Source organism: Hymenobacter sp. YIM 151500-1, assembly GCF_025979885.1.
GTDB lineage: Bacteria > Bacteroidota > Bacteroidia > Cytophagales > Hymenobacteraceae > Hymenobacter.
Genome location: NZ_CP110139.1, coordinates 1,897,393 through 1,910,447 on the forward strand (window position 1 = coordinate 1,897,393; position 13,055 = coordinate 1,910,447).

Annotated in this window: 10 protein-coding genes; 7 read left to right on the forward strand and 3 right to left on the reverse strand. The window is 61.4% G+C overall.

The window, feature by feature from the left end; translation table 11 throughout:
• Positions 1–141 precede the first annotated feature (141 nt).
• The 6 genes from OIS53_RS07850 (at position 142) to OIS53_RS07875 (ending at position 7,661) form a co-directional block, all read left to right on the forward strand.
• Positions 142–2,997: a D-alanine--D-alanine ligase family protein gene (locus OIS53_RS07850; RefSeq protein WP_264681844.1), complete on the forward strand. Its 2,856-nt coding sequence runs from the start codon at positions 142–144 to the stop codon at positions 2,995–2,997.
• Between the two features lie 136 nt (positions 2,998–3,133).
• Positions 3,134–3,919 carry a PASTA domain-containing protein gene (locus OIS53_RS07855; protein WP_264681845.1) on the forward strand — a complete coding sequence of 262 codons (786 nt, stop codon included), beginning with the start codon at positions 3,134–3,136 and terminating at the stop codon, positions 3,917–3,919.
• 255 nt (positions 3,920–4,174) lie between these two features.
• Positions 4,175–6,040, forward strand: coding sequence for a T9SS type A sorting domain-containing protein (locus OIS53_RS07860; RefSeq protein WP_264681846.1), 1,866 nt, complete (start codon positions 4,175–4,177; stop codon positions 6,038–6,040).
• A gap of 222 nt (positions 6,041–6,262) precedes the next feature.
• Positions 6,263–6,562, forward strand: coding sequence for a rhodanese-like domain-containing protein (locus OIS53_RS07865; RefSeq protein WP_264681847.1), 300 nt, complete (start codon positions 6,263–6,265; stop codon positions 6,560–6,562).
• 174 nt (positions 6,563–6,736) lie between these two features.
• The gene (locus OIS53_RS07870; RefSeq protein ID WP_264681848.1) at positions 6,737–7,189 is read left to right on the forward strand and encodes a MarR family winged helix-turn-helix transcriptional regulator; all 453 of its coding nucleotides are present in this window, start codon (positions 6,737–6,739) and stop codon (positions 7,187–7,189) included.
• 31 nt (positions 7,190–7,220) lie between these two features.
• Entirely contained in the window at positions 7,221–7,661 is a 441-nt protein-coding gene (locus OIS53_RS07875; RefSeq protein WP_264681849.1) for an organic hydroperoxide resistance protein, read from the forward strand.
• Between the two features lie 81 nt (positions 7,662–7,742).
• Here the strand turns inward: OIS53_RS07875 and OIS53_RS07880 are convergent, their stop codons facing one another.
• Entirely contained in the window at positions 7,743–9,713 is a 1,971-nt protein-coding gene (locus OIS53_RS07880) for a RecQ family ATP-dependent DNA helicase (protein ID WP_264681850.1), read from the reverse strand.
• 257 nt (positions 9,714–9,970) lie between these two features.
• On the opposite strand from OIS53_RS07880, the gene OIS53_RS07885 reads away from it, so the two are divergent.
• Positions 9,971–10,510: a hypothetical protein gene (locus tag OIS53_RS07885; protein WP_264681851.1), complete on the forward strand. Its 540-nt coding sequence runs from the start codon at positions 9,971–9,973 to the stop codon at positions 10,508–10,510.
• A gap of 58 nt (positions 10,511–10,568) precedes the next feature.
• On the opposite strand, the gene OIS53_RS07890 is transcribed toward OIS53_RS07885, so the two are convergent.
• A complete protein-coding gene (locus OIS53_RS07890; protein ID WP_264681852.1) occupies positions 10,569–11,369 on the reverse strand; it encodes a hypothetical protein in 801 nt (266 codons plus the stop codon).
• 430 nt (positions 11,370–11,799) lie between these two features.
• Entirely contained in the window at positions 11,800–12,459 is a 660-nt protein-coding gene (locus OIS53_RS07895) for an ABC transporter ATP-binding protein (RefSeq protein WP_264681853.1), read from the reverse strand.
• Positions 12,460–13,055 lie beyond the last annotated feature (596 nt).

Here is a 13,055-nt window from a genome sequence, read left to right on the forward strand (position 1 = left end):
GCAGGCGTAGGATGGATGCTCGCACTGCCAGTCTATGCGTACCCTTTGCAGCCGCTCAGCTTACAAGTTGGCTGAACACGCACGGCACAAGCTCCAAAGCCTACAAAGCGTATGCTACATCCCCGTACCTTTGCGGCATCTATGAAAATTGGCATCTTCTTCGGCGGCCCCTCGCGCGAGCGGGAAATTTCCTTCGCGGGCGGCCGCACCGTATACGATAACCTGGACAAGGCCCTATTTGAGGCCGTGCCGGTGTTTGTGGACAGCCGCGGCAACTTCATCCTGCTCGACTGGCACTACATCTACAAAGGCACCATCCGCGACTTTTACCCGCCCGTGTCGGCGCTGCCGCGCACCGAGCTGCCGGTGCAGATGTACCTGGAAAGTTTGGGCGAGCTGAGCTCGGAGGAGCAGGACCGCATCATCTCGGAGGTAGGCCGCCAAATTCAGCCCCAGGAGCTGAGCAGCCTTGTGGACTTCGCATTCCTGGCCCTGCACGGCCCGGCCGGCGAGGACGGCGCCATTCAGGGCCTGCTCGAATGGTACGGCATCCCCTACTCTGGGTCGGGCATTCTGCCTTCGGCATTTGGTATTGATAAGATTGCCCAAAAGAAGCTGCTCAAGGCCCTGGGCCGCCCCACGCCCGATTTCCGCCTGCTCACGGCCGAGGAATGGGACGCTGCCGACCTCCAGGCGGCTCTCGGTTACCTGGTGCGGGAGCTGGGCTTGCCGCTGGTGTTCAAAGCCCCGCGCCAGGGCTCCAGCATCGGGGTCAGCATCCTGCGCCAGGCCGATGTAGCCCAGTTCCAGGCCGCCGTGGAGCGCAGCCTGTTCCGCAAAACCGTAACCCGCCCGGAGTGGCAAAGCCTCACGGAAACCCAGAAAATCCAGTGGCTCCAGCAGCTTGTGGACATCCGGGAAGGCATCGGGTTGCCGGTCGTGCTAGAGGGTAGAAGTGAGAGGGTAGAAGTGAGAGGTGAGAACTTCACAGACCACAACGAGCCAAAAACCGAAAACCACCAACCAAAAACCACTCAGCTCATCTACCAGCCCGAGCACCTGCTGCACGCCCTGAACGAGCGGCTGCAAACGGCCGAAGCCGTGCGCCTGACCAGCACGGAGGGCGAGACGCAGGTGCTGGTGGAAAGCTTCGTGCAGGGCCGGGAGTTTTCGTGCATTGTGGTGGAAGACCCCGACGGCAACCCGCTGGCCCTGCCGCCCACGGAGATTGTGAAGGGCGAGGAAATGTTCGACTACCGCTCGAAGTACCTGCCCGGCCTCTCCCGCAAAATCACCCCCATCGACCTACCCGAGGCCGACATCCAGCGTATCCGCGAGGCCTGCGAGGAAATGTTCCGCACCTTCGGCTTCCAGGTGTACGCCCGTCTCGATGGGTTTATTTCAATGAAGAATGAAGAATTAAAAATTAAAAATTATCCGGGTGAGGCAGAAGAGCAGCCAACAACCAATAGCCACCAACCACCAACCACCCAGATTTTCCTCAACGACCCGAACACTACCTCGGGCATGTTGCCGGCTTCGTTCTTCTTCCACCAGGCGGCGGAAATCGGGCTGAATCCTTCGCAGTTCCTGACCTACCTGATCCGTACCTCGCTGGCGGCGCGGCGGCGGGCGGGGCTGCGGCCGGTGAAGCTGGCGCAGCTGCTGGCGCGGCTAGATGCGGCCGTAGCGGCCCGTGCCCACGAGGAACGCACCCGCACCAAGGTGGCCGTGATTATGGGCGGCTACTCCTCGGAGCGCCACATTTCGGTGGAAAGCGGCCGGAATATCTACGAGAAGCTCAGCTCCTCGGTGAAGTACGAGCCGATGCCGGTGTTCCTGACTGGCAACAGCCAGGGCTTCCGCCTCTATGTGCTGCCCATCAACGTGATGCTTAAGGACAACGCCGACGACATCCGTGAGAAAGTGGAGCACCTGGAAGCCGGCCACGGCCTGCACCCGATTCTGGAGCGGATTCGGCGCGAAGCCCAGGCCATTACCAGCACCTACGCCGGACAGCCCACGGCTCAGCCGCGGCGGGTGTCGTTCGAGGAGCTGGCCGGGATGGTGGACGAAGTGTTTATTGCCCTGCACGGCCGCCCAGGCGAGGACGGCGCCCTGCAACGGGAGCTGGAGAAGTACGGCCTGCCCTACAACGGCTCGGGCGTGGAGTCGAGCAGCATCACCATCAACAAGTTCGAGACGAACCGCCGCCTGCGCCAGGCCGGCCTGCGCGTGGCTGAGCACCGCATGGCCAGCCGCCTGGAGTGGCAAGCCGACCCCGAGGGCTTCTACCGCAGCCTCGAAACCCAGTTCCGCTACCCCTTCATTGCCAAGCCCGCCGACGACGGCTGCTCCTCGGCCGTGAAGAAAATCAAGAACCGCGCGGAGCTGGAGGCCTTCACCCGCCTCATCTTCCGCGACCAGGAAGACCTCACGCCCCAGGAAGCCACCACGCTCAGCCTGGGCTTTAAAGAGGAATTTCCGCGCAAAGACGCCTTCCTGGTCGAAACGCTGATTGACCGGGACGGCGCGGCTCACTTCCTCGAAATTACGGGCGGCCTGCTCACGCACTGGAGCGAAAGCGGGGAGTTGCAAATTGAGGTGTTTGAGGCCTCCGAAGCCCTGGCCACGGGCGAGGTGCTGAGCCTGGAGGAGAAGTTTCTGGCCGGCGAAGGGCAGAACATTACGCCCGCCCGCTACGCCCCGGAGCCCGCGGAGCGCCAGCGCATTTCGGAGGAAGTGAAAAAGGAGCTGCGCCGGGTGGCCGAAATCCTGAACATCCAGGGCTACGCCCGCATCGACGCCTTCGTGCGGGCGCGCCAGAACGGGGCCGTGGAGGTCATTATCATTGAGGTAAACTCCCTGCCCGGCATGACGCCCGCCACCTGCATCTTCCACCAAACCGCCCTGGCCGGCTACACGCCCTACGACTTCATCGACCAGATTTTGGAGTTTGGGAAAGAGAGAAGTGAGAGGTTAGAAGTGAGAAGTTAGAAGTGAGACAGAAGAAGCGAGAAGTAAGACTTGTTCTGCTTTTCGCACATTCACTTCTTCCGTCGCCCCTCTGACCTCTAATCTCTGACTTCTCCCGTCTCACCTCTTACTTCTAACCTCTCACTTCTCCCATAGAATGTCTTTTCTGCGCTCTGATACGCCCGTCGACCTGCTCAAGCACGTGCTAGTGATGCTGCTGGCAGCGGCCCTGCTGGTATTCGGGTTTTTTTACGTGTACCTGCCTATCACCACCAACCACGGCGAAACCATTGTGGTGCCCAAAATTACGGGCATGAACCAGGCCGACCTGGATGACTACCTCGACGAGCGAAGCCTGGCCTACTTCGTGGACGACAGCACCTACAACGCCGCCATTCGGCCCGGCACAGTGCTTACCCAGGAGCCCCGCCCCGGCGACAAGGTGAAGGAAGGCCGCAAAATCTACGTTTCGGTGGCTATGAAAAACCCGCCGGTGATTAAGATGCCCAAGCTGACCGACGGCTCAGTGAAAAACGCCCAGATGATTCTGAAAAGCTACGACCTGGTGGTGGGGCAAATCAAGCTGGTGCCCAACATCCAGCAGAATGCCGTGCTGAAACAGTCGGTGGGCGGCAAGGAAATAGCGCCCGGCGCCCCCATTGCCAAAGGCACCCGCGTGGACCTGGAAGTGGGTGACGGCCTGGGCAACCAGGAATTCCCGGTGCCCAATCTCGTGAACATGCCCGCCGACGAAGCCATGACCCTGCTGGCCGGCCAGGGCCTGACCGTGGGCGAGAAATTCTACCAGCCCGCCGAGGAAGGCCAGGCCGAAGGCACCGTGGTGCGGCAGCGCCCCGCCCCCAGCCCCGGCACCACCATCCGCATGGGCCAGCTCGTGGACCTCTGGATTGCCGGCAAAGAGCCCGTGGGCGCCGTCGAATAGCCACTAGCCACTGCTCGTGCACTATCATCAGGAAAGGTTCGTTGTGTGTCGCAACGAACCTTTTCCTTTGAACGAGTGAAGGTAGGCTCTGGCTTACGTGAACTGTCATTCCGACGCAGGAGGAATCTGGGTTACTCACTAGATGTCAAACCCAGATTCCTCCTGCGTCGGAATGACAGTTCAGATGGTTTGTTCTGGCGGGCCGGGGTCCAGTTTCCGGGCACTCGTTTACTTCCTTGTCTTTACTTTGCTGGCATGTCTTCTTTTTCCCGTTATCTGCTGAGTCTGCTGGGTGGCCTGGCCCTGCTGGCCGGCACCGCGGCCCCGGCCCAGGTGCTGGTACGTCCCTTGGGGCCTGAGCCTACGCCCGAGCCGGCGCCCACGGCTGGTACTGCGCGGCGGCCTACCGCGCTGGCCTTGCCTTTCTTCGATGATTTCAGCAGCCAGCGCGAAGGCCGGCCCAGTGTGCAGCGCTGGGAAACCGGGGGCGGCACCCTCGTCAACAGCCGGTTTGCCCGGCGGCCCCCGTCGCGGGGCGTGGCCACCCTGGATGGTCTCGATGCCGCCGGCCGCTCCCGTGGCCCCGTGTCGCTGATTGGCGACGCCGACTCGCTGGTGTCGCAGCCGCTGGACCTGAGCCAGCTGGGGCCGGGCAACAACGTCTACCTCAGCTTTTACTGGCAGGCTGGCACGCTGGTGGGGCCGCCCGCCCCCAGCGGCACGCGCCCCATTGCCTTGTACGTCGATTTTCTGGACCGCAGCGGCTTGTGGCGCGAGGTGTGGCGGCTTAACAGCCGCGGCGACACCACCAACTTCCGCTTCAAGGCCCTCCGCCTCGACCAGACCAGCTACTTCCACAACAGCTTCCAGTTCCGGTTCCGAACCACCGGGCAGCTCTACAACCGCCGCGACGCCTGGAGCATCGACTACGTGCGCCTGGACCGCAACCGCACCGCCACCGACTCCACCTTCCGCGACATTGCCACCAGCCGCCCCCTGCCCAGCGCCCTGCGCCGCTACGCGGCCATGCCCGCTACGCAGTTCAACCGCAACCCCGCCCAGGAGCTGGCCACGCGCACGGTTACCACCATCAACAACTTCGACATTGGCCCGGCACCCACGCCCATTACCTGGACCGGCACGCTGGAGGTGCTGCCGGGCGGGCCGCGCACCCAGTTTCTGGCCGGTGGCCGCTCCCTCGACGCCAATGCCCGCCAGCAGCCCGTAATCGGCAACCCCAGCACGGCCGCCGTGCCCACTACGGCCACGCCCAAGGTGCTGCGCCAGCGCATCACCCTGCTCACCAACGAAACCAACCCGCTCACGCTGCCCAACGACACCATCACGCGCCTGACGGAGCTGAGCGACTACTACGCCTACGACGACGGCACCCCTGAGGCCACCATCACCCTGCCGCCCACGTCCACGGGCCCGCCCAGCTACCTGGCCCTGGGCTTCGACCTCAACCAGCCCGACCAGGTGCGGGCCATCCGGCTGTATCTGGTGAGTGCGGCGGCGGGCCGCACCATCACGGTGAATGTGTGGGACGATGCCAACGGCCAGCCGGCCGCCACGCCCAAAGCCACCCAGGCCGTCACTATTCCGGCTAATCTGCCGGCCGGGCAGTTTCTGGAAGTGGCCTTCCGGCAGCCCGTGCCCGTGAGCGGACGGTTTTATGCCGGCTTTGGCGAGGCCCCCACTCAGCAGAACGTGGAGCTGGGCTTCGACCTGAACAACGCCACCCCGGTGGGGAGTCTGTTCGTCAACTCGTTGGGGGCGTGGTCGGTAGTGCGCACGGCTTCTGCCACTAGCCCCGAGGGGTCTATGCTGCTGCGGCCGGTGCTGGGCAGCACCACCACGTCCGTAGCCCCTGGTGCAAACACTACGGCCGGGCCACTGCTCTACCCCAACCCCACCCCCGATGGCCGGGTGCAGGTGCGCGGCTCCTACGTGCACGCCACCGTGCTCGACGTGCGCGGCCGCGTGGTCTGGACCCAACCGTCTGCCCAAGCCGGCCAACCTACCCTGGAGCTGCCCCGCTTGGCTGCCGGCGCCTACTTCGTGCGCCTGCGCCTGCCCGACGGCCGCCAAGCCACTAAGCCGCTGCTGATTGGGTGGTAAAATGAGCGGGAGTGGGGAGGTAAATCGTGGTCTTGATCTGGTGTCCGGCGCTAGCCGAGCCCAAGGCCAGCGAAGCCAGGGCTTTTTTGGCGCCTGAGCACCCACACCGGAACAGCTACCGCATGGACGGTGGCTGCCCAAGCCGCTGGCCTGATGCGCCACATGCTACAGCCGACAGCTACCTTTGCGACACCTTTCACCGCACTACCCCATCACCTTCTTATGAACGACATCACTTCTGCCGAGCTGAAAGAGCGCCAGGCGGCCGGCACCGCCCCGGTCATCATCGACGTGCGCGAAACCTGGGAAAACGCCGAGTCCCGCATTGAGGGCAGCCAGAACATCCCGCTGGGTGAGCTGCCCGGCAAGCTGGAGGACCTGGAAGAGCTGAAGGACCGCGAAGTAGTGGTGCATTGCAAGGCTGGGGGCCGCTCCGCCTCCGCTAAAGCCTTCCTTATCCAGCAAGGATTCCAGAACGTGCGCAACCTGCTAGGAGGCATTCAGGACTACCAGCAGGCGTAAACCTGTGCGTGGCTTTGTGCTTATCTTATAGCCTCTACATTGTGTCCATGCCGCTCTTCGCTTGCCGAGAGCGGCATTTTGCTTTTCAAGAATAAGTGCTTTAGGATGCTGGAAAGGCAATTTGATTGCTTGCAATTGAATTGCCGGAAATAATCCTTACGTTTGCGCGCTCCTATGACTTCTCCTGCCTCCTCTGACGCCAGCCTAGAGCTACTCAAACTGGACAACCAGCTTTGTTTTCCGCTGTACGCCGTGTCGCGGCTGATGACCAAGGCCTACCAGCCCTTCTTGCAGGAGCTGGACCTGACCTACCCGCAGTACCTGGTGTTGCTATTGCTCTGGGAACACGGCGAGCTAACGGTTAAAGCCCTGGGCGACAAGCTTCTGCTCGATTCCGGCACGCTCACGCCCCTGCTAAAGCGCCTGGAGCAGAAGCAGTGGATCAGCCGCCGCCGCGACCCGCAGGATGAACGGTCCGTCATCATCAGCCTGCAGCCGGCCGGCCAGGCTATGCAGGCGCAGGCCTGCCAGATTCCCGAGCAGATTTTTGCTAAGCTCGGCATGGAGCACCCGCAGTTTGAAGCCCTCCGCACTCAGCTCCGCACGCTGCTAACTCAGCTGAGTTAGGCGTACTTCGCTTTTCCCCATTTCCTCTTATATGAAACTCGTCGAAAAATTCTTCACGGCCCAGGCCAAAGCCACCGGTGGCCGCGACGGCCACGTAACCACCAACAACAACGTGCTGGACGTGGACCTGAGCACGCCCAAAGAAATGGGCGGCCCCGGCAAACCCGGTGCCACCAACCCCGAGCAGCTGTTTGCGGCCGGCTACTCGGCCTGTTTCGAGGGGGCGCTGGCCGTAGCGGCCCGCCAGGCCGGCGTGAAGCTGCAGGACGTAACGGTAGAGGCGTTTATTGGCTTTGGCAAAATGGAGGATGCCGGCTACGGCATCTCCGCCGACCTGCACGTGAATATTCCGAACGTAGACCAGGCCCAGGCCGAGCAGCTGGTGCAAGCCGCCCACGGCATCTGCCCCTACTCGCGCGCCACCCGCGGCAACATCGAGGTAAACCTCAGCACTACAACCAATCCGGCCTAGCTCTGCTCTTCTGCTCGTTTTCACACACCTATGCCAACGGCAGCTCCACCTGGGGCTGCCGTTTTTGTTTCAGCGGCCCCCTCACCGCGCCAGACACTCCAGGCGGCCATCGGCGGCGTAGCGCAGCGTCCCCAGCTCCACCAGCTCCCGCAGCAGCTCCGTAACAAGGCTGGCTTGGCCGGGCGCGAACTGGGCCAGTACCTCGCGGGGCGTTTGGGGGGCGGCGCGCAGCAGGTGCAGCAGCTGCTCCCGGAGTGCGGCCGGCGCGGGAGCGGCCTGGGTGGCTTTTTTACGGGCCAGGCATAGGTCGCACACCTTGCAGGCGGGGGCATCCAGCTCCCCGAAATACTCCAGCAGCAACTGCTGGCGGCAGCGCCCCCCGGCGGCGTAGCGAATAACGGCTTCGGTTTTGTGCAGGGCCAAGTCGCGGGCCTGGTGGAGGCGTTTCTGCTCCAGGGGCAGCTGGGCGGCGTCGTAGCGCGGAGTGGTGAACAGGGCCTGGGGCGAGTCGTGGCGGGGCTGGTACTGGATGATGCCGGAGCGGTGCAGAAACAGCAGCATCTTGCGCACATCGGCCACGCTCAGGCGCAGGTACTGGGCCAGGCTGTTTTCCGAGATGCGCTGAAAACCCGCGAACAGCTCGCCCCCGTGCATCCGCAGCAGGCTTTTGATGAGCTGGTCGTGCTGGGCATTGGCCACCTGAAACTTGTACAGGTCGGTGTGGTCGATGGGAATGTGCACGCGGGCGGGGCTGTTGACGGCCTCGTTCAGCTGCACAAACCCTTCGCGCTCCAGCAGGCGCAGGGAGTTGTGGGCGTCGAGGGCCCGGATGCGGTAGGTTTCGGCAAACTGCTGCATGTCGAAGTCGAAAGCCACCAGCTCGCCCCCGCCCACGGCCGTGCGCGAAAAGTTAGCCAGAGCCTGGTACACACGGCGCACCGTGTCCAGGGGCGGATAGCTCTGCTGGGTGCGGCGGCGCAGCTCGTCGGCGTCGGTGGGGCCTTGCAGCAGCACGGCAAAGGCGTATTTCTCGTCGCGGCCGGCGCGGCCCGCTTCCTGATAGTAGGCTTCGAGGTTGTCGGGGGCGTTGAGGTGCACCACCAGGCGCACGTCGGGCTTGTCGATGCCCATGCCGAAGGCGTTAGTGGCCACCATGCAGCGGGTGCGGTTCTGCATCCAGTCCTGCTGGGTGCGGGCGCGCTGCTCGGCGGGCAGGCCAGCGTGGTAGGCAGCCGCCTTCAGCCCGTGCTGCTGCAAGAAGGCGGCCGTGTCTTCGGCCAGCCGGCGGGTGCGGGCGTACACAATGCTGGTTTTTTCCGGGCCCACCCCGCGCACCACTTCCAGCAGGCGGCGCAACTTGTCTTCGGTGTACAGCACCGAGTACGACAGGTTGGGCCGGGCAAAGCTCTGCTGAAACACGCGGTGCGTGGGCCCGAAGGCCAGCTTCTCCACAATATCCTGGCGCACCTGCTCAGTGGCGGTGGCCGTGAGGGCCATGCAGGGCACGCCTGGCAGCAGCTCCCGCAGCTCCCGGATGCGCAGGTAGGGTGGCCGGAAGTCGTAGCCCCACTGCGAGAGGCAGTGCGCCTCGTCCACGGCCAGCAGGCGCACTCGCATCTTGGGCACCCGCGCCCGAAACATGTCGGTAAGCAGGCGCTCCGGGCTTACGTACAGGAACTTCACCGGCCCGTACACGCAGTTGTCCAGGGTCTGGTCGATTTCCTGGTGGCTCATGCCCGCGTACACGGCTTCGGCCTTGATGCCGCGGCGGCGCAGGTTTTCCACCTGGTCCTTCATCAACGCAATCAGCGGCGACACCACCAGGCACAGCCCCTCCCGCGCCAGCGCCGGCACCTGAAAGCAGATGCTCTTGCCCCCGCCCGTGGGCAGCAGGGCCAGCGTATCCTGCCCCGCCAGCACCGCCCGGATAATGTCTTCCTGCAACGGCCGAAACCGGGTGTGGCCCCAGGTTTGGCGCAGTATGTGCAGGATGTCGTCGGTGGGCTGAATCGTCACGGGAAGTAGGCGTACATCGGCCGACGAAGGTACCATCCAGCTACCACAACCATAGGTCGGTTTGCGCTACGTGCGGCTTTTTCTATCAATCTACTGATACTCTGCCGGATAGTTCAGCTATATATTCGATATATCGAACATAACTTATGATTAATTGAAATAAAAAAAGATGTTATGACTATTTTTCTATTTAAAACTTCCTATATTATCGCAAAATCTACCAACCGTCCATCTATCTCACCTTTCACAACCATCTGCCACTTGCTTTAAACTCACACCTAGTTCACTTACGCATGAGCTTACAATTACTCACCGAAGGTACTACCTTGGCTCTGTACCACGACACTGAAAACGGCTGGCTCTACGCCGATTGGCAGGGCGAGCTTACCTTACCTACCGTGCAGGAAAACTGCCTGACTATTGCCCAGTATTTCTTGCAGGGAGATTACCGCCAAGTATTGAATGATAACACCAACGTGGTGAGTGTCAGCGCGGATATTTCGCCCTGGCTGGCCTCGGAGTACCTGCCCTACATTGTCTTGGGCGACGTCGACCACATTGCCTGGGTGTACTCGCCCATCCTGAGCGCCCAGTGCTACACCGATTTGGCCGTGTACGCTCTCAACTCGCCCGTCGTGGCCTTGTTCTCGGACATGGACGCGGCGTGCAGCTGGCTGAAAAGCGCCCGGTTCCGGCACCCGACCTCCGCCGACGACCAGGGCCCGAACATGGAGCGACTCGCGCGGCTACTCCAGTCCCGGCACGACACGGCCTCGCTGATTGAGGTAATGGGAACCCGAGGCATTCACCTCTACCCCACCGAAAACCTGTAACGCACAAAAAAGCCCGGTCCTGACAGGAACCGGGCTTTGTGTTTAACACGCCAGCAGCTTAGGCGGCTGCGGCAGTCTGACCGTTTTCACGGTCTTCGATGGCCTTCTTCAGCTTGGCAATGGCCTGCGTGGCACGCTCCTCGTCCAGACGGTTGATGTTGAGTAGCATCTTAGTCTTCTCGGGACGGGTGATAACCGGGTGGTTGAGCAGGCGGATAATTTCCTCCTTCTGCGATGTCGTGGCGTAAGCCGTAACCGGAGCTTCGGCCGGAGCAGGCTCGGCGGGCACGGCCTTCATGGCCGGAGCAGAAACTACGTCAGCCACGGGAGCCGGAGCCGGCGACACGGTGAGGGCCGGCTGGGCAGCGGAAGTGTTGCCGCCGTACTCCATTTCCTCAGCCGGAGTAGGCTCGTAGCCGGCAGCGCGAATAATCCAGGCCAGGATGTTACGGTACGCCTTGCCGATGGCGCGAGTCTGGGCCATGCTCATGATGGCAAACTCCTGGTAGAACTTCTTGCCCTGCTCTTTATTGGAGCAAATAGCGAAGCCCGCACCCACCGTGTGGCCCGACTTAATGTCGAACAGCGTCACTTTGGCCTGGTACTTAATCTCGGTGTCGTTCGACACGTTAATAACGTGGTCGACGATGGGCACGATGCCCAGGCGCGAGCCGGCGTACTGCCAGCCCTCCACGTTTACGTAGTCTTTGCCCTGCACCGAAGTGCTAAGCTTGTTCTCCTTGATGAATTTGGCAAGGTCCGTCGCCAGGTGCAGCGTCTCGTCGGAGCGCGAGATGTCATAGCTCTCCACTTTGGTCTTGCGAACCTGCTCTTTGGTGGTCTTGATTGCTTCGCTCATGGCGTCTTTCCTTTAGTGTCCTGTAGTACCGTTGTATGTTCTGGATGTATAACCTTTCACGCGCGCGAAAGGTGCAAAACATAGCCGGTTTTTGATGATTTTTTCACGTTGATTATCAATCTATTACAAAACACTTTTCCAAAAACAATAGCCAACTAAGTTTCTTGGAAAACAGCCTTGTATGTAAGACGTAAACGCAGGGCATTTTAGGCTGGTTTCTGAGTAGGAACCTATATACAGGTAACGCGAAGTTGTACTTCGCGAGGCGTCCGCGCCGTGTGGTTACTACCCCAACGACAATGTTCGAACGCCTCGCGAAGTAGAATTTCGCGTTACATCTTTTGGCAAGTGGTGGTGTGGCTTCTCCCTCAAACAAAAACCGCCGCTGAAACCAGGTTTCAGCGGCGGTTTTTCAACTTGTCAGCTCGGTTTACTGGCCTTCCCAGATGTTGCCGTCCTTCATGGTAATCTTGCGGTCAGCCATTTCGGCCAGCTGGTCGTTGTGGGTGACGATGACGAAGGTTTGGCCCAGCTCTTTGCGCAGCAGAAAGAAAATCTGGTGTAGCTCCTGGGCGTTCTGGGAGTCGAGGTTACCGCTGGGCTCGTCGGCAAAAATGATTTCGGGGGAGTTGATGAGGGCCCGGGCCACGGCCGTGCGCTGCTGCTCGCCTCCGCTCATCTCGCTGGGCTTGTGGTCGGCGCGACGCTCCAGGTTGAGCATGCCCAGCAGCTCGCGGGCCCGCACGCGCGTTTCTTTCTCGGAGCGCCCGGCCAGGTAAGCCGGCAGGCACACGTTTTCGAGGGCCGTAAACTCGGGCAGCAGGTTATGAAACTGGAAGATGAACCCGATGTGGCGGTTGCGGAACCGGGCCAGGTCGGAGCGGCCCAGGGAGCTGACCGAGTGACCATCAAACAGCACCTCGCCCGAGTCGGGGTTGTCCAGGGTGCCCAGAATGTGCAGCAAGGTGCTCTTCCCTGCCCCCGACGACCCAACGATGGACACGATTTCCGACTTCTCAATGGTTAAGTCGATGCCTTTGAGAACTTCCAGCGTGTTGTAGCTTTTGCGGACGTTGATGGCTTGCAGCAAAACGGAGCGAGGGTGAAGTGAGCTGGGAAAGGGAAACAAATCTACAAGTTGCCCGCAAGATTTCGTCAGGCGGATACGCGTAAACCCGGCTGCGTGGCTGGCTGGTTTCCCCAATAAAAGGGCCTGACCCGTTGCTGAACGTAACCACGGCCGCCCCGAGCAGCCCGCTAAAGCGGCCTTGCCAGGTGCCTGAGGGGGGCCGCTGCGCCGCAGCCAAACTAGGCAGCGGCACTTTGGCAAGCCAGTGCTGTTTACGGAAGCTGGCTACAACGCTACGCCCGATGCTGCCACCCAGCGCTAGAATCATCAAGCCGCGCTGTTGCCCGCCGGCACATTGACTTCACTCCGCAACGCAAGCCCGCGGGGCGGGCTATGGCGCGCTGATACGGGGTGTTATTTAACTGATTTTGAGGTGTTATTTATCTGCGGCCCTGCGGCCCTCGCTCATTTCCCAGCTCCTGATTTTGACAGCTTTCGGGGTAAAAAAGTTGTGATTATTCGTGTAAATCACTTCATAAGTAGTTTATAGTCAGCACTTACTATAAAAATACAATGGTGATTTAGTTCTACATTTCGGCCGTCTACAGTGGTAGCGC